The organism is Hymenobacter radiodurans (assembly GCF_004355185.1).
Lineage (GTDB): Bacteria > Bacteroidota > Bacteroidia > Cytophagales > Hymenobacteraceae > Hymenobacter > Hymenobacter radiodurans.
In genome coordinates this window covers 3,765,220-3,788,781 of sequence record NZ_CP037922.1, presented here as the reverse complement: position 1 = coordinate 3,788,781, position 23,562 = coordinate 3,765,220, and the positions used below count along the sequence as shown (strand labels likewise).

At 55.1% G+C, this 23,562-nt stretch carries 21 protein-coding genes and 1 pseudogene; 11 read left to right on the top strand and 11 right to left on the bottom strand.

Annotation, left to right across the window (positions count from 1 at the left end; translation table 11 throughout):
• Window positions 1-62 precede the first annotated feature (62 nt).
• Entirely contained in the window at window positions 63-1,535 is a 1,473-nt protein-coding gene (locus tag EPD59_RS17275) for an IS1182 family transposase (RefSeq protein WP_133273875.1), read from the bottom strand.
• Between the two features lie 222 nt (window positions 1,536-1,757).
• Window positions 1,758-2,249, bottom strand: coding sequence for a hypothetical protein (locus tag EPD59_RS17270; protein ID WP_133273874.1), 492 nt, complete (start codon window positions 2,247-2,249; stop codon window positions 1,758-1,760).
• 629 nt (window positions 2,250-2,878) lie between these two features.
• Between EPD59_RS17270 and EPD59_RS17265 the strand changes: the two genes are divergently transcribed.
• Together EPD59_RS17265 and EPD59_RS17260 are read left to right on the top strand one after the other, a co-directional pair.
• Window positions 2,879-3,253 (top strand): hypothetical protein, encoded by a 375-nt coding sequence (locus EPD59_RS17265; RefSeq protein WP_133273873.1) that lies wholly within the window; start codon window positions 2,879-2,881, stop codon window positions 3,251-3,253.
• 317 nt (window positions 3,254-3,570) lie between these two features.
• Window positions 3,571-5,202: a DUF4394 domain-containing protein gene (locus EPD59_RS17260; protein WP_133273872.1), complete on the top strand. Its 1,632-nt coding sequence runs from the start codon at window positions 3,571-3,573 to the stop codon at window positions 5,200-5,202.
• A gap of 615 nt (window positions 5,203-5,817) precedes the next feature.
• Here the strand turns inward: EPD59_RS17260 and EPD59_RS17255 are convergent.
• From EPD59_RS17255 to EPD59_RS17245, 3 genes are all read right to left on the bottom strand, one after another.
• The gene (locus EPD59_RS17255) at window positions 5,818-6,966 is read right to left on the bottom strand and encodes a DegT/DnrJ/EryC1/StrS family aminotransferase (protein WP_133273871.1); all 1,149 of its coding nucleotides are present in this window, start codon (window positions 6,964-6,966) and stop codon (window positions 5,818-5,820) included.
• A gap of 185 nt (window positions 6,967-7,151) precedes the next feature.
• Entirely contained in the window at window positions 7,152-7,853 is a 702-nt protein-coding gene (locus tag EPD59_RS17250; protein WP_133273870.1) for an acetyltransferase, read from the bottom strand.
• Window positions 7,850-8,509, bottom strand: a complete 660-nt coding sequence (locus tag EPD59_RS17245; protein WP_133273869.1) for a sugar transferase — start codon at window positions 8,507-8,509, stop codon at window positions 7,850-7,852. Before EPD59_RS17245 ends, EPD59_RS17250 begins: the two co-directional genes overlap by 4 nt.
• A gap of 173 nt (window positions 8,510-8,682) precedes the next feature.
• Between EPD59_RS17245 and ispE the strand changes: the two genes are divergently transcribed.
• Window positions 8,683-9,495, top strand: a complete 813-nt coding sequence (gene ispE / locus EPD59_RS17240) for a 4-(cytidine 5'-diphospho)-2-C-methyl-D-erythritol kinase (RefSeq protein ID WP_133273868.1) — start codon at window positions 8,683-8,685, stop codon at window positions 9,493-9,495.
• Between the two features lie 10 nt (window positions 9,496-9,505).
• Here ispE and EPD59_RS17235 read toward each other — a convergent pair whose 3' ends face one another.
• The 3 genes from EPD59_RS17235 to tgt all read right to left on the bottom strand — a co-directional run bounded on the left by EPD59_RS17235 (window position 9,506) and on the right by tgt (window position 12,736).
• Window positions 9,506-10,408, bottom strand: a complete 903-nt coding sequence (locus tag EPD59_RS17235; protein ID WP_133273867.1) for a DMT family transporter — start codon at window positions 10,406-10,408, stop codon at window positions 9,506-9,508.
• Window positions 10,409-10,453: 45 nt separating this feature from the next.
• Window positions 10,454-11,530 (bottom strand): LptF/LptG family permease, encoded by a 1,077-nt coding sequence (locus EPD59_RS17230; protein ID WP_133273866.1) that lies wholly within the window; start codon window positions 11,528-11,530, stop codon window positions 10,454-10,456.
• Between the two features lie 75 nt (window positions 11,531-11,605).
• Window positions 11,606-12,736, bottom strand: a complete 1,131-nt coding sequence (tgt, locus tag EPD59_RS17225; RefSeq protein ID WP_133273865.1) for a tRNA guanosine(34) transglycosylase Tgt — start codon at window positions 12,734-12,736, stop codon at window positions 11,606-11,608.
• A 117-nt stretch (window positions 12,737-12,853) separates the two neighbouring features.
• Between tgt and EPD59_RS17220 the strand changes: the two genes are divergently transcribed.
• The 3 genes and pseudogenes from EPD59_RS17220 to rsmG all read left to right on the top strand — a co-directional run bounded on the left by EPD59_RS17220 (window position 12,854) and on the right by rsmG (window position 15,319).
• The gene (locus tag EPD59_RS17220) at window positions 12,854-13,867 is read left to right on the top strand and encodes a glycosyltransferase (RefSeq protein WP_165963647.1); all 1,014 of its coding nucleotides are present in this window, start codon (window positions 12,854-12,856) and stop codon (window positions 13,865-13,867) included.
• A gap of 100 nt (window positions 13,868-13,967) precedes the next feature.
• On the top strand, window positions 13,968-14,591 hold the full coding sequence (locus tag EPD59_RS17215; RefSeq protein WP_084444334.1) for an RNA polymerase sigma factor: 624 nt from the start codon (window positions 13,968-13,970) through the stop codon (window positions 14,589-14,591).
• A gap of 105 nt (window positions 14,592-14,696) precedes the next feature.
• Window positions 14,697-15,319: pseudogene (rsmG, locus tag EPD59_RS17210) on the top strand (16S rRNA (guanine(527)-N(7))-methyltransferase RsmG).
• 21 nt (window positions 15,320-15,340) lie between these two features.
• Here rsmG and EPD59_RS17205 read toward each other — a convergent pair.
• Window positions 15,341-16,327 carry a YheT family hydrolase gene (locus tag EPD59_RS17205; protein ID WP_133273863.1) on the bottom strand — a complete coding sequence of 329 codons (987 nt, stop codon included), beginning with the start codon at window positions 16,325-16,327 and terminating at the stop codon, window positions 15,341-15,343.
• Between the two features lie 268 nt (window positions 16,328-16,595).
• Between EPD59_RS17205 and rpsT the strand changes: the two genes are divergently transcribed.
• Window positions 16,596-16,856, top strand: a complete 261-nt coding sequence (gene rpsT / locus EPD59_RS17200; protein WP_084444338.1) for a 30S ribosomal protein S20 — start codon at window positions 16,596-16,598, stop codon at window positions 16,854-16,856.
• A 137-nt stretch (window positions 16,857-16,993) separates the two neighbouring features.
• Here the strand turns inward: rpsT and pyk are convergent, their stop codons facing one another.
• Both pyk and EPD59_RS17190 read right to left on the bottom strand, forming a co-directional pair.
• Complete coding sequence (gene pyk, locus EPD59_RS17195) at window positions 16,994-18,433, bottom strand: pyruvate kinase (protein WP_133273862.1); 1,440 nt, start codon at window positions 18,431-18,433, stop codon at window positions 16,994-16,996.
• A 107-nt stretch (window positions 18,434-18,540) separates the two neighbouring features.
• Entirely contained in the window at window positions 18,541-18,969 is a 429-nt protein-coding gene (locus EPD59_RS17190) for an IPExxxVDY family protein (RefSeq protein ID WP_133273861.1), read from the bottom strand.
• A gap of 162 nt (window positions 18,970-19,131) precedes the next feature.
• On the opposite strand from EPD59_RS17190, the gene EPD59_RS17185 reads away from it, so the two are divergent.
• The 4 genes from EPD59_RS17185 to nadE all read left to right on the top strand — a co-directional run bounded on the left by EPD59_RS17185 (window position 19,132) and on the right by nadE (window position 23,498).
• Window positions 19,132-19,368: an acyl carrier protein gene (locus EPD59_RS17185; RefSeq protein ID WP_073109216.1), complete on the top strand. Its 237-nt coding sequence runs from the start codon at window positions 19,132-19,134 to the stop codon at window positions 19,366-19,368.
• An 89-nt stretch (window positions 19,369-19,457) separates the two neighbouring features.
• Window positions 19,458-20,708, top strand: a complete 1,251-nt coding sequence (gene fabF, locus EPD59_RS17180) for a beta-ketoacyl-ACP synthase II (protein ID WP_133273860.1) — start codon at window positions 19,458-19,460, stop codon at window positions 20,706-20,708.
• Window positions 20,708-21,457 carry a ribonuclease III gene (gene rnc / locus EPD59_RS17175; protein ID WP_133273859.1) on the top strand — a complete coding sequence of 250 codons (750 nt, stop codon included), beginning with the start codon at window positions 20,708-20,710 and terminating at the stop codon, window positions 21,455-21,457. Before fabF ends, rnc begins: the two co-directional genes overlap by 1 nt.
• A 106-nt stretch (window positions 21,458-21,563) precedes the next feature.
• Window positions 21,564-23,498, top strand: a complete 1,935-nt coding sequence (nadE, locus tag EPD59_RS17170; RefSeq protein ID WP_133273858.1) for an NAD(+) synthase — start codon at window positions 21,564-21,566, stop codon at window positions 23,496-23,498.
• Window positions 23,499-23,562 lie beyond the last annotated feature (64 nt).

Below are 23,562 nucleotides of genomic sequence, written 5' to 3'. Positions count from 1 at the left end.
CTTGCAATAGCCCCATAATGGCGGAATCTTATTCCTCCCTTTTCCTTCTCAGCAGCCTCAAGTTAGGGCGGGTTGGCGAACATAGGATAATGGCCGTGGCTGTTGCAAAAGGAGAGTAGAAGCCAACGAAAGGGAGCCGGTGCTGGAAGCACTAACTCGCACCCGCCGGGCTGCCAGGAGTTAAAGCGCAGGTACTTCTTCAGATTGTAGGCCATCGCCGCTACATACAGCACCTTGGCAGCCCCTGCCTGGCCTTTTTTGGTGATATGGCGTACGCCGAAATAGGTAATTAAACTGCCCAAGACCGGTTCGACCGTCGACGCCCGCAGCCGGCGCATGCGTTGGCCGACGCGGGTAGCTAAGCGCGCCAGCATGCGATCGTACTGCCCTTTGTAGACCGTATGATGCAGGCGTTTTTCCCGCGCCTTCTTCCCCTTACACTGCGCTGCCAGCGGGCAGTGCTTGCAGTCGGCGGCTTTCGCCCAGTAGCGTTTCTTCGGGTTGCCTTGCCGATCAAGGATCAGCTTATCAAAAACCAGTTGTTTGCCCTGGCTACAGGTGTAGCGGTCCGTCACCGCATCGTAGGTAAACCCGGCGTGCTCGGCCTTATACTTGCCATGGGCCGGGATATAGCCGGTTAGGCCCCGCTTTTCCAGCTGCTCATAGTTTTCCCCGGAGCTGTACCCGGCATCGGCGACGACGGTGGTCATAGCCAGCGCAAAGGTCTGCAAGCGCTGCTGCGTGGAGTCGACAATGGCGAGTAAATACCGGCTGTCGCGCCAGTCGGCCAGGTCCGCGTGGATGTGGGTGATCACGTGCTGCGCCGCGTCGACACTCACACTGGCGGTGTACGCTAATTGGCGAATTTTGCCCGTTTTGAAGCAAATCCGGGCCTCCGGATCCGCCGGACTGTAGTGGGTCAGGTTGCTCACCAGTCGTCCGCTTTTGGTCGGGGCAGCCTTACGAATCGCGGCATGGAAGCGTTGAATATGCTGCAGGCGGTCCTCCGAAGCGGTGATGGGCGGGGCGTTGGTAGGGTCGACAGTGTTGGTTGCCTCCGTAGATGCCCTCGAACGCTTGGGCTGGAGCCGGCTCATGGACGCATTGGCCTTGATGTAGGCCGAATCCACCGCTTGGGTATGGCCACTGACGAGGCCCTGCTGGATGCACAGGCCGACGATGTGGGTAAAGCAGGCTTCAAAGACGGCCACCGGCAGGCGTTGCCGCGTCCGCGACAGGGTGCTGTGCCAGGGCAAGGGCTGGGCCAGGTCATAGCCCAAAAAGGCGCGAATGCCCAGATGCAATTGCGCCAGCTCCAAGAGTTTGCGATCCGAAGTAATGTTCTCCAAGTGACCCACCAAGAGCAACTTGACAAACACGACCGGATCGAGCGAGGGACGGCCGCCCGCGCTGTAAAAAGGGGCAAAAAGGGACCGTACGAAGCTGAAATCGACGGTCTGCAGCAGTTGCTGGTAGAAATGGCGCGTAGGCACCAGCTTCAGCAGCGAAGTCCGAATGGGATGAAAGCCGAGCATACGTTACCAACCTCGCACGCCTGCAGGAAGTTGACTTTTGCAACAGCCACGCCCATTAGGTTAAGGGTAAAACGCAGAAACAAAGTAACCTAACTAGGCGATCGTTTCTACCGTTTGTCTACTTTTCACCGGTGACCCAAACGCCCGCGTCGTCTGTTCTTCCCTGGCGGCGACGCGGCCTCGACGGCGCAGCCTGGGCGGGCTTGATCCCCGCTAGGGAGACTAAAAGGGCACGCCCACACTGCAGCCCACGCGCAGCCCCACCCCCGGCTGGGTCATCGCCTCCACGAACTGATTGGTGGACTGCAGGCTTCCCTGGATCACTTTTGCATGCAGCCCTAGAAAGGTATCCAGGACGAACCAGCGGGTGAGCAGCTGGTGACCCACTAAGGCGCCGGGATGCCAGAGCCAGGCCTGCTCCGTTTGCCAGGTGCCCGGACCCGGCGGGTCAGCACGGAAGTAAGAGGCGCGCAGGGGGCCGGCCCGTAGATACGGGCCCACATACCAGCCCTGCAGCCCCCGCTGGTGCCCGTAGCGGCGCCCTTCGAGCGTGGCGCGCTGGTAGGTGAAGCTGCTCTCGTCCAGGGAGCGGCCAAAATCCAGGTTCTTACCCCCGATCCCGTAACCCAGGACTACCGTCAGCCGGTCGGTCAGGGTCCGTTCGTAAAAGGCCGAGAGATGCCCCACGACCACCAGCGGACTGAGCTTCAGCACATTGCGCCGGGGGCGGGGATGGCCGCTACCTGGGGGTCGGACAGGAAGCGGCGGGTTGCCGGGCGCGCCGTGGAATCCGGGGCTTGCGCCTGCACCCAGGGCCCGGGGCCGAGCAGCAGGGCGACGAGCCAGCCGCAGGCCCAGCGGGATAACCAGCCGCGGGCAGACTGCGGGGGAAAACGTAACCGGATAGGGAAGGAAATGGGGTTCATAGTCAGAGGGATAGAGAAGGAATCCAGCCCGGAACCGGGCAGTAGGTAAACCTACCGCAATCCCGAGGCTTCGCCAAACCATAACTTCCCCATTCTCGACTTCTCTACAGCCATTTGCATAGCCGTAACCTGTTCATCATGAAACAGTTTGAGGCTATAATGTAGACTTTTAGGAATGGTCGCTCCGCCTCTGGCAGGGGAGCGTCCAGCTGAGTGGCTCCATCCCCGGCGGCTCGGGGTGAAAAGCGCCCACTGGCTCTCCTTCCTGCGTCCAGCCTTGGCGCTGGCTATAGGCTAGGTGTTCGGGCAGGGAAGGCCCTTGATTCTCGCCCGTGGCTCAGCGGACGGTTACTGATAGGTCCTAGCGGAAAACGTTCTACTTTAGAAGGGATATGTTCTACCCCTGAATCGCCGCTCATGCGTTACTTCTTGTTGGTCCGCCTGCTGCTGCTCGGCAGCCTGCACCCGCGGCTGAGCGTTGCCCAACCGGACCCCCGTCCGGCAGCAGCGCCCCCTGCCCTGACCGCGGGGACGCGCCAGGATACCGTGCAGGCCCTGCACCGCTACTTTGCACTCCACCGCCAATCAGGCAAGCACTTGGCAGGGGCTGGCCTGCTCACGATTCCCCTCGCGGCGGTGATCACGCTCGGCCAAGCCCTGACCAGCGCGGGGGCCAATAACAATACCGGCGAAGTCGGCAGCGTGCTGGTCAACCTCGGGCTGCTCGGGGCGTGGCGCCCGGCCTGTATCTACGGCTCCGGTTTCGCCGGGCGAAGGAACGAGCCCTGGTAGAAGGCTATGAGCAGGGCCAGGGTCTGCCCGCCAAGCTACGACGGCGGTTAAAGAGCACCTATTTTGACGAACGAAGGGCCGTAGGACCCTGACGGCCATCGGGGTTGCTGGAAGGTGCCTTCGCCAAAGCCAATGGGCAGCCGGCGCCGGGCCTGTTTTGTCGTTACCTACCGTCCGCTCTTTGGGGAGCGCCGTCCGCCTCGAACCAAGGAATTGCAAAATTATAGACTTCTAGCAATCCAACTAGAGGAGACCTACGTAGGGGAAAACCATCGTGGTGCTATACTTTCTTTCTTCCATCCTATACTCTTATTTGCATGCTAAAACCTTCTTCTCTTGCCACCTGGGGCGCGGCTGTTCTCCTGTTGTCCTCGCTCACGAGTTGCGAAGACATTCTGGAGCAGTATTTCCCCAAACCCACTCCGACGCCGCCGACCATCCCCACCTTTCCCCCGCTAGGCCAAGATATTGCGTTTTATGCCTTAGCGGGCGGCACCCGGCTGGATGGCTACTCCACGGCCAATGCCGCTACCCGCACCAGTTCCGTGGCCCTCACTGGCCTCGGTAGCGGCGAAACGCTCTTAGCCATTGACTTCCGGCCCGCCACGGGTCAACTCTACGGGGTGAGCAGTGCGAGCCGGCTCTACGTGATCAACCAGAACACGGGCGCCGCGCGGGCCATCGGTGCCGAGGCTTTCAGCCCGGCTGTGGCGGGCAACCTCGTAGGCTTCGACTTTAACCCCACCGTCGACCGCATCCGCCTCGTGACCAGCGCAGGCCAGAACCTACGGATTAACCCCGAGACCGGTACCGTGGCCGCGACCGATGGCGCTATTAATGGCGCGGTGGGCGCTACGCTGACCGGCGTCGCGTACACTAGCAACACATCCGGCGCCGCGACGACTGCGCTCTACGCCATTAACACCCAGAACCAGCAGCTGTACCTGGTTAACCCACCTAACGAGGGCTCGCTCGTACCCGTGGGCAATCTGAACCTGCCCGTGAGCGGGAACGGCGGCTTTGACATTGATGCGAAGACGGGTACGGCGTTGGGCTTATACCCAGTCAACGGGCGGCCCACGCTTTTCGCCGTCAACCTGGCCACGGGCGCCGCCCAGCCCCTAGCCCAGTATGCGGCTACCCTGGACTACGCCGGTATCGCCATTCCGACGCAGCCCGTGGCCTATAGTGCGTATTCAACCCAGGCGCGAGTCAATGAATACTTTAGCTATTTCTTCATCTTCGACCCGACCAACCCACGGGCCAGCTATGTGCAAAAGACGATCACGGGCCTGCCTAACGCCTCCGACTTCATTTATGGCTTGGATTTCCGGCCGGCCACGGGGCAATTGTATGCCTTGGTGGGGAGTCAGATCCGGGACTTTTCCGGCTTTTACCGCACGGACAATGCCCGCCTCTACTCGATCAATCCTGCTACCGCCGTGGCGACCCTAGTCACGCCCCTGAGTGCCTCCCTGGAGAATAATTCTACCTTCGGCTTCGACTTCAATCCCGTCGCCGATCGCCTGCGCATTGTGAGTAGCAACGGCCAAAATCTGCGGGTGAATCCGGTAGACGGGGTGGTGGAGGAGGATCGTCGCCTTAATCCGGGCTTCCCCAGCATCACGGCCGCCGCCTACAGCAATAATGTGGCGGGTGCCACCACGACCAACCTATATGTGATCGGCCGCGACAAGCTCTTTTTGCAGACTCCCCCCAACGAAGGCCGCCTCGTCGAGGTCGGCGATCTGGGCCTTGACTCCGAAGTGCGTGACGGCTTCGATATCGGCAGCACCAGCAACAAGGGCTACGCTATTCTGTCTACCCCTGGCTTTACGCGGCTGTACACAATTGACTTAGAGAGAGGCAGGGCCACGCAAGTTTCTTCTAGTACGATTTCGGACTTTGCGGGTGCCATGAGTGGATTCACAATTGGCTTAGGTTTCTAAGCCGAACTCCCCAGGGATTACGCGAAGGCACAAAGGTTCTGGCCTACAAGCCAGGACCTTTGTCTTTTATAATCCTTCACCGGCAGCTTCCTGCCGCCCTTAATCGCCGGTTCTAAGGGCTGCGCGGGCGTCGGCAAGGAACTGCCTGGGGCGCTGGTGGAGGATAGGCGTAGGCTTCGAACACAGCCACAGATGCGGGCGAGATAAACCGAGTAAAAAGGCCAAACGACGGAGTTCGGGCGATGTAGTGGGAACCAAGGGAGAAGAGCCTGATCAGGTAGCGAAAACTGGACTTTTATGGTAACAAGCCGATACTAAGTTGAAGACGCGAGTCCTGGGAAAGTTGCTAAACATAACGTAAGTGGCTGTTGCAAAAGTCCCCGTAGGGAACCTGCTGGGTCGCATCAGCGCCAAGTAAGGGCTAAAAAGTCTTGAGCAGCGCCACCAATTGGCGGCGGGTGGGGATCCGAATAACCTGGTTTCGGCCTCTTGCCAGACTTTTGCAACAGCCACAAGAGTTATAACAGCATACTTTAGAAAGTTGAATATCAGCTTGGTTAGAAATCTTTAATAGAATTATAAATATCCCTGACTAATCATCTGGTATAGAATAGTCTAGATACTACCAATTGCTTCACGCAGAGCGCCGGCCACGCGCCGCAAATCCTCATCCGTCATAGCGGAGCCGGAGGGCAGGCAGAGGCCGCGTTCAAACAGATCCTCGCAGACGCTGCCGCCGTACTGGGGGGCATTTTGGAAGAGGGGCTGTAGGTGCAGGGGCTTCCAGAGGGGGCGAGCTTCGATGTTGCGTGTTTCGAGGTGGAGGCGGACCTGCTCAGGGGTGACGCTGGTGTGGGCAGGGTCGAGGAGGATGGTGGTGAGCCAACGGTTGGAGCGGCTGCCAGCAGGCTCCTGGGGGGCAAATTCTAGGGCTGATAAGTCGGCGAGGTTGCGCTGGTACCAGGCGTAAATTTCGCGACGCTTTTTTACGCGGTCGTCCAGCAATTCCATTTGACCCCGCCCAATGCCCGCCAGGATATTGCTGAGGCGGTAATTATAGCCCGTGGCGGAGTGCTGGTAGTGGGGGGCCGGGTCTTTAGCCTGGGTAGCCAAAAAACGAGCTTGTTGGGCTAGCTCGGCGTTGTTGGTGATAAGGGCGCCGCCACCGCTGGTAGTCAGAATCTTATTACCGTTAAACGAGAAAACACCTACTGACCCGAAGGTGCCCAGCGCCCGCTTGTCGTAGCAAGAGCCCAGGGCTTCAGCCGCATCTTCGAGCACCGGAATGCTGTACTCGTCGGCTATAGCTATTATCTCACGCAGCTGGGCGGGCATGCCGTATAAGTGAACCAGCAGCAGCGCTTTGGGCTTTTTGCCGTGCCGCAGGCGGTCTTCTATGGCTTCGCGCAAGTGCACTGGGCACATATTCCAAGTCTGCGGCTCGCTGTCCACAAAAACTGGCGTGGCACCCAGATATACAATGGGATTAGCCGTAGCTACGAAAGTGAAGGAGGAGCAGAGTACTTCATGGCCAGCTTCTACGCCCAGTAAAATCAAGCCCAGGTGAATAGCGGCAGTGCCCGAGTTGAGCGCGACGCAATGGGGGGCGCCGGTGAATTGGCAGATATCTGCCTCAAAGCCCGTAATGTTGGGGCCAGCAGGGGCTACCCAATTATCCTCAATAGCCTTATGCACATAGTTCAGCTCGTGACGACCAAGGTGGGGCGGGGAAAGAAAAATACGGTCGTGGTCTTGGCTGCGCATAAGGTGATAAGGGCGGGTAGATAGTGTAATGTATAGCTAAGCTGAGTTTCAAAAGGCGGTCATGCAGCGCGGAGCGCAGCATCTCGTGTGCTGATGTTGGGTTACTTGTTACTACCGCCAACGAGATGCTTCGCTGCGCTCTGCATGACGTTCGTTTATGTTTGCGGGCCTACTTTAGTAGTCACTCAAACAGAGTGCCGCTTAATCACAGTGGCCGGGACACCTACAGCGGTGCAGCTGGGGGGCAAATCGCGGACGGCAACGGCTCCGGCCCCTACAATGGCGTAAGCACCCACGCGCACTCGGTCGATGACGGTGGCATTGGTACCCAAATACACGCCGGTTTCCAAGTGAGCTGCGCCCCCAATATTGGCGTGCGGCATTAAGGAGCAACAATCGCCCAATACCGCATCGTGGCCGATGGTGCAGCCGAGGTTGAGAAGGACATGCTTGCCCAATACAATATCGCAGGTCAGGATGCACCCTTGGCTAATAATGCAGCCTACGCCCAATTCTACCTGCTGATAAGGCGCGCAAGCTACGGCCGGGTGAATGAGCGTAGCAAAAGAGAGCTGCGGCGACGTGAGTTTATCAGCCACGTTGGCCCGGCTCCGGCTATTGCCCACCGCTACCGTTACGTGGAGTGGCTCGGTTACAGCATTGAGGTCAGCGGCAGTACCTAAGTAGGGCACGCCATGAATAGAGTCTGCCTGCGGCCGCACGTCGTCATAGAAACCAGTGATATGCCAGGTAGGCTCGTATTCGTTGATCTGCTGAATCAGCATGAGTACTTCACGACCAAGTCCGCCAGCCCCGAAAATGGCCAACGGACGAGTGATGGGAGGCTGGTCGGCTTCTTCGTACTCAGAGAAAAAAAGCTTGGTCATGAGGGGGAGTTGTCGGCAATGGTGGGGGCGGGGGAGCCGCGAAAGGCTTCGGTGGTGGCTTGGCCGGGGGTAGTAATGCCTTGAGCACCAAGCACCCGCCGCATGGTGCGGGCTAAAATGAGCAGGTCGAGGCGCCAAGATACGCGTTCAACGTACCAGACATCGTAAACGAATTTCTGCTCCCAGCTAATGGCGTTGCGCCCATTTACCTGTGCCCAGCCCGTCAGGCCGGGGCGTACGCTGTGGCGGCGGGCCTGCTCGGGGGAATACAGCGGCAGATACTCTGGCAACAACGGCCGCGGGCCTACTAGGCTAAGGTCGCCGCGCAGCACGTTCCAGAGTTGTGGTAGCTCATCGATGGAAGTAGCGCGCAGCCAGCGACCCAGGCGCGGCAATCGCGCCGCATCGGGCAAAAGCTGACCATGAGCATCGCGCTGGCTGGTCATGGTTTGCAGTTTATACAGCCAAAAAAGCCCCCCATGAAGGCCGGGCCGCTGCTGCCGAAACAGAAATTGCCCCCCGTTCTGCACCGCCAAAAAGCCCCCCGCCAGCAGCAGAATTGGCAGCGTGGCCACCAGCAGCGGCGCGGCCAGCACCACATCGAGTAGGCGCTTGCCCCAGGCTTGGTACCAATCGGTAGGCGGCGGGTGAGACATGAATCAATAGGTTGAGTTGAGGCAAATTTATCGTTTTCTGAGGCGTTCGTAGCGGATGCTTTCGTGGTTTGCGCTAGGTTTGGGCTTTGGGTGATTTATAACAGGAATAGGGAAGCAGAAAATCTGCCCCTGCCACCTACTAAACCCAACAGACAACGCCTACGCTACTTTCTATGCTCGTTTTTCCGAATGCTAAGCTCAACCTTGGCCTGTATATCACTGGCCTGCGGCCCGATGGCTTTCGCAACCTCGAATCGGTGTTTGTGCCGCTGCCGTGGAGCGATGCGTTGGAAGTGCTACCCGCCGATTCGGATTCTCTCGCCCTGACGGGTATTCCGATTCCTGGCGAGCCCAGCACGAACTTATGTTGGCGAGCATACGAACTGCTGCGAACCGACTTTAATTTGCCCCCCGTGCAGATGCATTTGCACAAAATAGTGCCCATTGGGGCTGGATTGGGTGGTGGCTCTGCTGATGCGGCTTTCGCGCTGCGGGCGTTGAACGAATTATTTGAGCTAAAACTATCCCCCGAAATACTGGAGAATTACGCCCGCCGCTTAGGTAGCGACTGTGCGTTCTTCATTCAGAATAAGCCCGTATTTGCCCACGAAAAAGGCGACGTATTTGCCCCAATTGACCTTAATCTGACAGGAGTTGCCTGCAAGGTTATCTACCCCAATCTGCACATTAGCACAGGCGAGGCTTATTCTCGCGTAACGCCTCGTACGCCGCGCCACGATTTGCGCGAGAGTCTGGCGCAGCCTATCGAAACGTGGCGCGATACGGTGAGCAACGATTTTGAAGAAGCCTTGACGCCGCATTATCCGGTGCTGGGCGAGCTGAAGGCTGCGTTGTATGCAGCTGGTGCTGCTTATGCTAGCTTATCTGGTTCGGGCTCAGCGGTGTATGGGCTATTTCCGGGCCGCGAAATGCCCCCCAACGTGCCTGTTGCAGCCGATTATTTGGTGTGGAGCGGCGTGTTGTAATGACTGGGATCTATACAACGGTGACGGGCCGCTGGCGGCGCTGATTCCACTGATCGAGCACCGGATAAATGAGGACGCTGAATAGAATGACAAGCGTACCCAAGTAGAAGCCTAACGACATTTTTTCTTCCGACCCAAAAATAAGAACCGCCAGCACGATGCCGTACACAGGTTCCAGGTTGGTAGTCAGGTTGATAACGAAAGCCGACAAACGCTTCATCAACTCAATCGAGGCCGAGAAAGCGTAGACCGTGCATACGCCGGCCAGCATTAGCAGCCATAGCCAATCCCAGGAAACAAGAGCCAGATGTAAGCCCGCGCCTTCCGTAAAATACAGGCTGTAAACCGGGAAGAACAGCACGATAGATAAACAAGCACCCATCATCTCGTAAAACGTCAGGCGCAGGGGCGAGTGCTGCTTCACCAGCTTGACATTGAGCACACTAAACAGCGCTGACAAACCCGCCGAGAGAATAGCAACAGCCAGCCCCAGCAATTGGTCAAACTCAGCCTGCGACACTAGATAAAGCCCCACCATCGTTAGCAAACCTAGAAAAACCTCGTAGCCCCGTATCCGGCGCCACAGCAAGAGGGGCTCCAGCAGCGAGGTCCAGAGAGCGAGCGTTGCCATACCGGCTAGGCACACACTCACGGACGAAAGGCGGGCGGCGAGGAAAAAGGTAATCCAGTGTACAGCTACCAACGAGCCCACGCTAAGCAAGCGTACCGCCTGGCCGAGTGGTATGCGTACGCTTTGCTTTTTGAGGGTCAGCAATAGGCCCAAGCCGGTAGTGGCCAGCAGCGTTCGCCAGAACACTAGCTCTACTGGCGGCACCGAAATAAGCTTTCCTAGAATAGCCGTGAAGCCCCACAGCAAAACAATAAAGTGTAGGCGTAGGTAGTCTTTGAGCATATCTCGGGGGGCTTTTTTATTCGTGATGGGGTAGGTGAAGCCTGTCTATTTCGGCACCAACCTATACAGGACTAACCCGATGACGGAGAACACCATGCTGGGAATCCAGGCTGCCAGCAGAGGCGACAGCGACCCGACAGCAGCCAAATTGCGGCTCAGAATCACGAAGATGATGAAGATGAAAGCCAGCACGAAGCCCAGCGCAATTTTGCCCCCCACGCCACTACGCGACTTACCCGCGCTCAGAATAACGCCGATAACGGTCAGAATAAGGATGGCAAATGGGTAGGCGTAGCGCTCGTACTTCTCGCTCAAATACGTTTGGGTGTCGCTGGCGCCGCGGTCGATTTTCTGCTGAATAAATCGGTTCAACTCGGGCAACGTAAGCGTTTCGGCCAGGCGATAGGTGCTGGCAAAGTCCTTAGGATAGAGGTTGAGCGTGGTGTCGCGGGCCGGGTAGGACTTGAGGCTTTCGTTCTGGCCATCGAAGATGCGGACCAGTTGGGGTGAGAGGCGCCAGGCACGTTTTACCGAATCCCAAGTAATGGCGTCGGCGGTGAGGCGACGCTTGAGCGTAGTGCCCTCAATGTCCTCCAGCGCGAAGCGGTAACCAATATTATTGGTGTTATCGTAACTCTCCATATAGGCGTAGCTGCGTGGTCCCACTTTAATATGCACGTTGCGCTGATCGAAGCGAAACTGCCGCTTGGTGTATTTGCGCTCGAACTCCACCCGCGTTTTACTGGTAATCGGAATCACCCAACCGATCAGCCCAAATGTGGCTACGCCGATAATAACGCCCCCCATTACATACGGCACCAAGAGCCGCGGAAAACTAATTCCACTGGCCAGAATTGCCACAATTTCAGTGCGCGACGCGAGCTGCGCCGTTACGAAAACGACGGCAATAAATACCGTAATGGGCGAGAGTAGATTGGCGAAATAGGGGAACAGATTGACGTAATAATCAAGGATAATCGTCTTGGCAGCCAGATTATGCTTGATAAAATCGTCGTTCTTCTCCGTGAAGTCGATCACACAAATTACAGCCACCAACATCACAACCGTGAACAGAAACGCGGTCAGGAATTTTTTGAGGATGTACTTATCGAGAAGCTTCACTTCGAGTTGCGTTAATGTGTTTTCGTGGATGATCAGCTAGGTATTCCTACTCAGCACGAGCAACGAAATACAAACTTATAATCGGGTCATTACCTGTTTCACCATTTTCTCCTTCCACTCCCGGAAGGTGCCAGCGATGATGTGGGCGCGCGCTTGCTTTACCAGCCAGAGGTAAAAAGTGAGGTTGTGAATAGAGGCAATCTGCGGGCCGAGCATTTCCTGGCTCTGGAATAAATGCCGAACGTAAGCCCGCGTATAAAACGTACTCACGTAGCCACCAAGTTCAGCATCAATCGGCTCAAAGTCAGTCGCCCATTTCTTATTGGTGATGTTGATGATGCCTTGCGTGGTGAACAGCATGCCATTACGGGCATTGCGAGTGGGCATCACACAGTCGAACATATCCACGCCGAGCGCGATGTTTTCCAAGATATTGGCCGGCGTACCCACGCCCATGAGGTAACGGGGCTTGTCGGGGGGCAAAATATCACAGACCAGCTCGGTCATCTCATACATCAGTTCGGCGGGCTCGCCCACGCTCAAGCCACCGATGGCATTGCCCTCGCGGCCTTGCTCAGCTATAAACTCCGCTGATTTGATGCGCAGATCTTTAAAGGTGCTGCCCTGTACAATAGGGAAAAGCGTTTGCTCGTAACCGTAGTGGCCTTCGGTGCTGTCGAAGCGCTGAATGCAGCGCGTGAGCCAACGGTGCGTCATATCTAGGGAGCGGCGAGCGTAGTCGTACTCACAGGGCCACGGCGTGCACTCATCGAAAGCCATGATAATATCGGCCCCGATAGTGCGCTGAATGTCCATGACACCTTCCGGCGAGAATAGATGTTGAGAGCCATCAATGTGGGAGCGAAACTTAACGCCTTCCTCCTTAATCTTGCGAGTGTTACTTAAGGAGTACACCTGATAGCCACCGCTGTCAGTCAGAATAGGCCGGTCCCAACCGTTGAATTTGTGTAGGCCGCCAGCTTGGCGCAAGATGTCGAGGCCAGGCCGCAGGTACAGATGGTAGGTATTGCCGAGGATAATCTGGGCTTGTACGTCGTTGGTGAGGTCACGCTGCTGCACGGCTTTCACGGTGCCGGCCGTACCAACGGGCATAAAAATCGGCGTCTCGATGGCGCCGTGGGCGGTATGCACCACGCCGGCGCGGGCTTTGGTCTGCGGATCGTGGGTTACTAAATCGAAGGTCATCTAATCACTAAGAGGGGTTTCCGGCGAGCGTTGGCGGGAAACGACGGTAGAATCTGCAAAGGTAGCCCGCTGCCCGTGATTAATACCTAATTTTGCCCCCCACTGACCCTCCGCGCCTTGTCCCTGCCTTTTTCGCCCGCGGTCTGGCTGTTGCTGGCTTGTGCGCTGGTTCAGCTCTACTACGCCGGCTATTATTTTCTATCCTTTATTAGTCGCCCCATTTTGGCTGCGCCTGATGAAGTGGCGGCGGCGCCTGTTTCGGTGGTAGTGTGTGCTCACAATGAGGTGGAAAACCTACGCCGGTTGCTGCCGCTCTTGCTACAGCAAGACTACCCAGCAGGCTTTGAGGTAATTCTGGTTGACGACCGCTCGATCGATGGTACCGCCAGCTTGATTCAGCAATTCACCCAGATTTACCCGCACGTACGCTTAGTATCCGTATTAAATACGCCAGCCGAGCTTTCGCCGAAGAAGTATGCCCTTACATTGGGTATAAAAGCCGCCCGATACGAGCAGTTGCTCTTTACCGATGCTGACTGCTGGCCTGCTACAAATCAGTGGATCAAATCCATGCAAAGTGGCTTTGCGCAGCCCGCCGATATTGTGCTTGGGTACTCAGGATACGCGTCAGGCCCAGGGTTTTTAAATAAGCTGATTCGGTTTGAAACCTTGCTGACCGGAGCACAGTATCTGTCGTTCGCGTGGCGTGGTAATCCCTATATGGGAGTGGGTCGAAACCTAGCTTATACCAAAAGCTGTTTTCAAGCTACCAAAGGATTTGCTTCTCACTTGCGGCGCTTGGGCGGCGACGACGACTTGCTGGTGCAGGACGCCGTGGCGCAAGGGCAGCGCGTGGCAGTGCAAGTACAACTAGCGGCTCAAACCGTGAGTTGGCCGGCCCAAACGTGGGCGGCGTGGTGGCGGCAAAAGCGCCGTCATTTGTCGGCCGGGCCGCGCTATTCATGGAAAGATCAGGTCCGAATTGGAACGTTTATTGGCACTAATCTTCTTTTTATTTCACAGCAACTTTGCTCGTGTTTTCCCGGCCCGATTGGATACCTTTGGCGGTTATATGGGCGGTGCGGACGGGAGCGATTAGCGCAACCTACGCGCGGCTCGGCCGTCATTTAGCCGACCGTCTGCCTTTTTGGCTGTTACCAGTCCTCGACGCAGTTTATTTTTTTAATTATCTCGCTCTGGGAATTTCACTGTTCCTCTACCGCACCCTCCGATGGAAGTAAACAACCAGGAAATACAGAAACAATTCTCCGCCAAAGCTAAGCATGACTTCAAGCTAATTCGGGCCGCCGTTGAGCAGGGCGACGAAAAAGCCTACGCCGAGTTGATGCAGATTTACAAGAAGCCCGTGTACCATGTAGTGCTGAAGATGGTACGCAACCCCGACGATGCCGAGGACTTAACCATTGAGGCATTTGCCAAAGCATTTCGCAACCTGCACAAGTTCAACCCCGAGTACGCCTTCAGTACCTGGCTGTTTCGCATCGCCACCAACAACTGCATCGACTTTATTCGCAAGAATAAGATCAAGACGATGTCGATTGACTCGGCCATCAAGATTGACAACGGCGACGAAATCACGATTGACTTCCGCGACCAGAACCTGAACCCGCAGGAGTCGGCCATCAAGAACCAAAAGATCGAAATCATGCAGCACGTGGTGTCGCGGCTGCCCGACAAATATCAGCGCCTCGTAACCCTGCGCTACTTCGATGAGCTGAGCTACGAAGAAATTGCTACCGAGCTAAAAGCCCCGCTCGGTACGGTAAAAGCCCAGCTGCACCGTGCCCGCGAGTTGCTCTATGACATGGTGAAGAACAAGAAGCACATCATCTAAAAAAAGCCCCCCAGATATTTTCTGGGGGCTTTTTTGGTTACAAACATGTGGTGCCACAACAAAAAGTGGTAGTACTACATGGGCAAGCATCGTAGTTTTGTTCTCATGGACCTGATTCAGCACTACTTTCCGCACCTTACCGACCAGCAGCGTCAGCGTTTTCAGCAACTCGAAGTGGAGTTCAAAAGCTGGAATGAGCGCCTGAATCTTGTGGCGCGCACTGATGTAGAAAACTTAGTGGAGCGCCATATTCTGCACTCCTTGGGTATTGCGAAGGTGGTAGAATTCACGTCTGGTAGCTCTGTTCTGGATGTAGGTACGGGGGCGGCCTGCCGGGCTTGCCGCTAGCTATCCTATTTCCCGAAGTGAAATTTCACCTCGTCGATAGTATCGGCAAAAAGATTCACGCGGTGCAGGAAATGGCGCTGGCCCTTCATCTGACGAATGTCACGGCTGAGCAGACGCGGGCCGAACAAGTTCGCCCAAAGTTTGATTACGTGGTGAGCCGAGCCGTGGCACGCTTAGCCACCTTTCACACCTGGATTGCCCAGCGCTACAAGCGCACCGGCGATGCTACCAGCGGCTTATATTATTTGAAAGGTGGCGATTTGGCGGAAGAAATAGCCGAAGCAGGCCTGCCTGCCACTTTATTTGACCTAAGCGACTATTTCAAGGAAGAGTTTTTCGAGACGAAGAAAGTCGTTTTTGTGCCCGCAACTACAGTATAGGTGTAAAGCACTTCATCTTGCTTACGCTGGCACTTCCGCAGTCAGAAACTCAATAGCGCGGCGCTCCGAATAGTAGTTGCCATCCGGCGTACCCTCGGGGAACCCTACATGGCCACCCTCACGAGGCGTTTCCAAAAACACGAATTGACTATTTGCGGCCGCGTCGCGGGGGAAGCAGGCGGGGGGCAAAAATGGGTCGTTTTCGGCATTCACAATAAGGGTAGGCACCCGAATATGCTCGATATAGCGCCCTGAACTGGAATGCTCATAGTAATCATCAGCCGATTTGAAGCCGTGCATAGGAGCTGTAAAGCGGTCATCAAACTGCACAAAGTCGCGTAGCTCCTCTAAGTTTTCAATATCCACTTGTCCTGGCAGTAATTCAGCCTTTTGGCGCATCTTAGCGCGTAGCGTTTTTAAAAACCGGTTCAGATACACCCGGTTTTCGGGGCGGGCAATGTGCTGAGAACTGGACTTCAAATCAGTTGGTACTGAAAACACAGCAGCGCGCTGTACCTGAGCAGGTACACGGTCAGCCTTTTCCCCCAAATATTTTAAGGTCACGTTGCCGCCGGCAGAAAAACCAGTGAGATATAGTCGCTTGTAATGACCAACGCCTAGGGCGTAGCGCACTACGAAGTCAAGGTCATCGGTGTCGCCGAGGTGATAGGAGCGGAGCAGCCGGTTCATTTCGCCACTGCAGCTGCGGTAGTTCCACGCCAAGGCATCAAAGCCAGCGCGGTTGATAGCTCGTACCATACCACGCACATACGGCCGGCCAGCGTCACCCTCCAGCCCATGCGAGACGATGGTCAACGTGTCAGCCGCTTTCCCTTCCGTCACTCTCGACCAGTCAAGGTCTAAGAAGTCACCATCGTCGGTTTCCACCCGTTCGCGCTGGTAACGTACATCGGGTACTGTGCGCCACAGGCTGGGCACAATGGTCTGCAAATGGCCGTTAAACATGTAAAACGGCGGCTGATAGCGCGAGTGTTGAATAAGCGGCATGACCAAAAAGGTATAGAATGGTGTTTGCCCGGCGGTGTTACTCTAAAATAGACAAAAATCACTTCCTAAAGTATAAACGCAGAAAAAAGTTCGTCATGCATACCATTACTGTCGGGTTAGACAAAGCTTTAAAAGAGGCGCGCTATTCGTTAATTGCTTCAACAAGGAGCAAAAGTGAGAGGGAGCTATTTGGTATTTCCATCCAAAGCCTTACCTTTGCCACCCGAACTGAAATTTAAATCGAGCAGAACGTCACTATTTCCATACCATGGCGAATCATAAATCGGCCCTCAAGCGCATCCGTTCCAACGAAGCCAAGCGCGTGTTGAACCGTTACCAGGCCAAATCTACCCGCACCGCTATCAAGAAGCTGCGTGCTGCCACCGATGCCACTGAAGCCCAAGAGTTGCTGAAGAAAGTATCGTCAATGCTAGATCGTCTGGCTAAGAAGAACATCATTCACAAGAACAAGGCGGCTAACAATAAGTCGAGCCTGACCAAGTTCGTGAACTCGCTGGCTGCCGCTTAAGTAATTTAAGAGGCTTTCTGCTCTAGCATAGAAAAGGCCCTGCGCGCAAGTGCAGGGCCTTTTCATGTTTCTATTAAGCTAAGCGATAAACGGAAGCCGAGTTAATGTACTCCGCTTCCGTTTATTACCTTCTTAGTCTAAGCTACGCTCACCTTCACCATATTGGTCTTGCCTTTCTCGTTAATGGGCATTGACGCTGTATTGATGAATACGTCACCTTTTTTGAGGTTGCCAGTAGTGGTCAGCACATACTTCAGATCAGATACGGTGTTGTCGGTGCTCACCATGCGGTCATAGTAGAAAGCGCGCACACCCCACACGAGGCTCAATACTGTCAGCAAGTCGCGGGTGTCAGTGAAGACGAAAATATCGGCTTTGGGACGGTATTTAGCGATTTGAAAGGCTGTGTAGCCACGGTGCGTTAAGCCAGTAATAGCGCTGGCTTTTGTATTACGAGCTAGGTGAACCGCCGCAGATAATACGCTGTCGACCATAAACGATGGTGCGGCTGGGTCGATGGGGTGGAAGCGGTGGAAAATATTATTGGCGTGGGTTTCAACACTGCGCACAGTGTTCACCATAGAACGGATAACCTCAACCGGATACTCACCCACGGCCGTCTCGGCGGACAGCATAAGGGCATCAGCACCATCAAGGACGGCGTTGGCCACGTCATTGGTTTCCGCGCGCGTAGGTCGTGGGTTAGTAATCATGCTCTCCATCATCTGGGTAGCAACGATTACCGGCTTGCCGAGCTTATTGCACTTCTCAATAATCATCTTCTGCGCCAGCGGAACCTCGCCACCATTGATTTCTACGCCTAGGTCGCCACGGGCTACCATAACAGCATCTGTTAGCGCAATGATCTCGTCGATGTTGCGGAGAGCTTCCGGCGTTTCGATTTTCGCAACCACGCGCGTCTGCTTGCCACTTTCTGCAATCAATGACTTAATGAATCGGATGTCCTCTGCCCGGCGGGCAAAGGAAAGGGCTACCCAATCTACATCGTGCTCCAAGCCGAATTTGAGGTCCTCGATGTCCTTCTCCGTCATCGACGGCGCTGATACGTCCGAGTCGGGCAGGTTAATCCCTTTGCGCGGCTTCACAAGTCCTCCGTACACTACTTCCACATCTACCTCCTGCTCACGGTCGGTAGCTAGTACCCGTAGCTCAATTTTGCCGTCGTCAATCAGAATCATGTCGCCGGGCTTCACATCGCGGGCTAGCCCCATATAAATGGTGCTTAAGCGAGTAGCCGTACTGATTTCTTTCTCTCCGCACACCAGCTTAATCTTATCGCCAGGCTTTATCTCAACACCGCCACCTTCTACATCGCCAAGACGAATTTTGGGCCCCTGCAAGTCTTGCAGTAAGCCCACATTCGTGCGTATATCCTTGTTCAGGCGCCGCACATTATTAATAACTGCTAAATGATCCTCGTAGGAGCCATGTGAGAAGTTGAGGCGAAACACATCGACACCCTCCCGAATGAGCGTACCCAAGCGTTCGTAAGTGTTTGAGGCAGGGCCAACGGTGGCCACAATTTTGGTTTTATTGTAATGCGGACGAGGTTCCATAAGCAAGTAGCACCAAGCTCCAGCTTGGTGGATCGTTGAACGAGTAAGTTGGGGGCAATTTGAAGGCTATTTATGACAGCACACCACGCTGGAGCTAGGTTACTTTATCAAAACAGCAGATTTTCTTTGAACTTCAATTCATTTGGGTCGAACTGACATACGTACTGTACTGCGGGTAAGGCCGTAAGCTGTTCTATCAATTCACTGGCCGCCAGCGCACCCGACCCATTACTAACTTGCAGCAAGTAGTCATACTCTTTAATGTCAGGTGCAAGAAACGGCTTTTTCAGTGGCGATGGGTCCACGGAACGGTTGCGTAGTAGCCGTAAAGTAAGTGTTTCAGTGGCGTACACATAATTGCTGATAACCAAACGACCTTTTGTTAGCAGGTCATATATGAGGTCTTGCTGCTTCACCAAGCGCAGGCGCAGGGCCTGATTCAGCGTCCAGGCAAGGGTGTGCTCGCGGCTCGATGAGACGAGGCCAAATAGCTCAAAATCACAGTCATACTCAACATCCAGCGTTAGCATTTTCATAGGGTGCTTGCGGGCTTACGCAGGACAAAACAACGGACCGCAGGAGCCAACGGGAACTAGCTCGGCCGTAATCTTGTACCTGCAAGATTAGGGGTGGTTGGTTTGACAATGTTAGGGAAGTTAGTGTTATTTGTGCCGAGTTTTCTCTAAACCCCCACGGAAATGTCTGAAATTGCAGAAAAAGTAAAGGCCATTATCATTGACAAGCTTGGCGTTGAAGCCTCGGAAGTAACTCCAGAAGCTAGCTTCACCAACGATCTGGGCGCTGATTCGCTGGATACTGTTGAATTGATCATGGAATTCGAAAAAGAATTTAACGTGTCTATCCCCGACGATCAGGCCGAGAATATCGCCACCGTGGGTCAAGCTATCAGCTACCTCGAGGAGCACGCCAAATAACCTGACGGCTTTGTAGCCGTTACCCGTTCTATTGCTTACCGGCCGGCCCGCCGCCGGCCGTTTTGCTTTCTAATTTCTCCCGTTAGCCTATGTCTCTTCGGAGAGTTGTTGTGACCGGCCTTGGAGCCCTTACGCCTCTTGGCAAAACCGTCACCGAATATTGGGATGGCTTGTCAAGGGGCGTTAGTGGTGCCGCACCCATCACGCGCTTTGACGCCAGCAAGTTCAAAACCCGTTTCGCCTGCGAGATAAAGGGGTACAACCCCGATGATTATTTCGAGCGTAAAGAGGGCCGTAAAATGGACTTCTTCACGCAGTTCGCCATCATTGCCAGCGACGAAGCTATCAAAGATGCTGGCTTGCTGGAAGGAGTAAACCGCGACCGGGTAGGTGTTATTTGGGGTTCCGGTATTGGTGGGCTCAAAACCTTCCAGGAAGAGTGCTTCACCTTCGCGAAGGGCGACGGCACACCCCGCTACAATCCCTTCTTCATTCCGAAGATGATTGCCGATAGCTCATCGGGCAATATTTCCATTCGCCACAAGTTCCGGGGGCCAAATTTCGTCACTACTTCCGCTTGCGCGTCGTCGTCCGATTCTATTGTTGCTGCCTACAATTACATCCGCCTCAATCTGGCCGATGTAATGGTAACTGGTGGCTCAGAAGCGGCTATTACGGAAGCAGGCGTAGGCGGATTCAACGCCCTGAAGGCTATGAGTGAGCGTAACGACGCGCCCGAGCAAGCTTCCCGCCCTTATGATAAGGAGCGCGATGGTTTTGTGTTGGGTGAAGGCGGCGGCGCTATTATTCTAGAAGCCTACGAGCACGCAGTAGCCCGGGGGGCAAAAATCTATGCTGAGATTATCGGCGGCGGCATGTCTTCGGATGCTTACCACATCACCGCTCCTGACCCAGAAGGCAATGGGGTAGTGCTGGTGATGCAAAACGCCCTGCGCGATGCAGGCATTGGCCCAGAGGATGTGGATTACATTAATACTCATGGTACTAGCACGCCCCTAGGCGATGGGGCCGAGGTGAAAGCCATTGAGAAGGTATTTGGTGAGCATGCTTACAACCTAAACATTAGCTCCACCAAAAGCATGACTGGCCACCTGTTGGGCGGCGCTGGCGGTATTGAGGCTATTGCCTGTATTCTGGCTTTGCAGCATGGCGTGATTCCGCCTACCATCAACCACTTTACCGCTGATCCAGAACTAGATCCACGGCTGAACTTTACTTTCAACGAAGCGCAGAAGCGGGATATAAATGTGACGCTAAGCAACACCTTTGGCTTTGGTGGGCACAATACGTCGGTTCTGTTTCGCAAATTTCAAGGTTAATGACACGGCCGGGGCAGCCACTTCCGCTGTTCGGATTCTTCCGGCGGTTGCTGGGGCAGGATAGGGCTTTTCGCCAAGCCATTGCCACAGTGACTGGCCGCACGCCGGATAATATTCGGCTGTACCAACTGGCGTTCACGCACTCGTCGCTGGTGCGACAACAGGATGATAAAAGTCGTACTCAAAGCAACGAGCGCCTAGAGTTTTTGGGTGATGCCGTGCTCGGGACGGTGGTGGCCGAATACCTGTTTCGCAAGTATCCTTACGAGCAGGAAGGATTTCTCACGGAAATGCGCTCCCGCATTGTAAATCGTGAAAGCCTAAACGCCTTGGCTCTGAAAATTGGGCTGGATAAGCTGGTGCAGCTCGACCCAACCCAAGGCCGGGCGGCTCGTTCACGCTCCGTAAACGGTAATGCGCTGGAGGCCTTAGTAGGAGCTGTTTATCTGGATCAGGGTTACAAAGCTGCCCGAAAATTTGTGCTAGCCCGCTTGATTAAGCCTTACGTAGACGTAAAGTCGCTCACCACAACGACTGCTAATTTCAAGAGTAAGCTTATTGAGTGGGCGCAGCGCCAAGGCAAGCATCTGCGCTACGAGCTGGCCGGTGAGCCTCAGATGGGTGGCGTAATGGAATTTTCAGCTACCGTATTTGTGGATGATGAAGCCGTAGCAACGGGCATGGGCCTCTCGAAGAAACAAGCCGAACAAACAGCAGCCGAGCGTGCTCTGACAGTCTTGGGCGTATAGCTGCTCCCATTGTTTGTGCGCTGCCCGTCTTCTGCAGAGCTTTTGAGCCGCTAAGACAACTCTGGGGGGCAAAAAGTAGTTGTTGGCTAAACTATTCTCTCTTTCCATGCGATTAGCTGGCGCTGCCCTCAACCAGATTCCTTTTGACTGGCATCATAATCTACGTACCATTCGCGAAGCTATTGAGCAAGCGAAGGCGGCTGGTGTCGATTTGCTATGCCTACCGGAGCTAAGCCTGACAGGCTACGGGTGCGAAGACTTGTTTTTGAGTGATTGGCTATCGGCGGCAGCGCTCGAGTATCTGCAGCAGATTCGGCCCTGGACAGAGGGTATTCTGGTTTGTGTGGGTTTGCCTGTTCGCATTGACGGAAGGACCTATAACACTGCCGCTGTACTGCGCGACGGCGAAATTCTGGGCTTTGCTGCCAAGCAGTTTCTGGCCAATGATGGCGTGCATTACGAGCCGCGTTTCTTTAACTCCTGGCGGGCGGGCGAAACGACGACAATTGCGTGGCAAGGAGAGACATGGCCTTTGGGCGACTTAGTTTTTGAGCACCAAGGCATCCGTTTTGGCTTCGAAATATGCGAGGACGCGTGGCGTCCCGCTGCTGATCGGCCGGCAGGCCGTTTGATGGAGCGCGGAGTACAGCTCATTGTAAACCCATCGGCCAGCCATTTTGCCATGAGCAAAACGGATGTGCGCTACCAACTCGTATTGCAGGCTTCGCAAAAGTATAATTGCACTTACCTCTACGCTAACCTACTGGGCAACGAAGCTGGACGTATCATTTACGACGGCGAAATACTGGTGGCGCGTAATGGGCATTTGCTGCTCCGCAATCAGCTATTAAGCTTCAAGGAAGTGGACTTGGAGTGCACAGATGTTGACTTTGACTCAGATTTGCCCCCCACGGATGTTGTGCCCTTGCCCACGCCCGATGAATACCGCGAGCTGAACCAAGCCCTCAGCTTAGCCCTGTTCGACTACATGCGGAAGGCGCGCAGTCGTGGATTTGTGCTGTCCCTTAGTGGCGGCGCCGACTCCTGCATGTGTGCCGTAGCCGTGGCCGAAATGGTACGCTTAGGCACAGCGGAGCTAGGTACAGCCGAGTTCATGCGCCGTGCTGGGTGCTTCACAGCCGAAGAAATTGCGACGCTAGCTGGCCCGGTTGTGCTAGTAGACGACCAGAATGCACCCGGCCCAAAAGATGCTTCCCTCAGCCTACTTAATCAGGAGCAAAAAGCAGTCAATCAAAAGCTAACTGGCCGCTTGCTTACTACTGCTTATCAAGGCACGGTCAACTCTTCCGATGATACGTTTCAGTCGGCGAAGGAGTTGGCCGGCGAGCTGGGGGGCATTTTCTTTGATTGGACCATCGATGAGGAAGTGGAAGGGTATGTTGCCAAGATTGAACACGCTCTCAATCGGCCGCTGACCTGGCAGACCGACGATTTAGCTCTCCAAAATATTCAGGCGCGAGTACGAGCTCCGGGTATTTGGCTTTTAGCCAACGTGCAAAACTGTCTGCTGATTACCACGTCCAACCGCTCCGAAGCGTCGGTGGGCTACTGCACGATGGATGGCGACACAGCCGGCAGTATTTCGCCCATTGCAGGCGTCGATAAGGATTTCGTAAAAAAATGGTTGCGCTGGGCCGAAAAAGAACTTGGCTACCACGCTTTGCGCCACGTGAATGCGCTGCAACCCACGGCTGAGCTTCGCCCTTTGGAAGACAAGCAAACGGACGAGCGCGACCTGATGCCGTACGTGTTGCTCAACCGCATCGAGCGTCTGGCTTTCTACGACCGCCTCAGTCCACGCCAGGTGTTAGCCACTTTGGTGCAAGAAGAAGCATCGACCGATGCGGAACAGCTGAAAACTTATGTGAAGCACTTTTACTCGCTGTGGGCGCGCAATCAGTGGAAGCGTGAGCGTTACGCACCCGCGTTCCACCTTGATGACTACAATGTGGATCCGCGCTCTTGGTTGCGCTTCCCGATCCTGAGTGGGGGCTATACGCAAGAGCTAAGTGAACTATAGCCGCTGAGCGTGCCTTGACCAGGCTTATGCAGAGGAAATGTTGCTGCTTTGTATAAATCAAGGC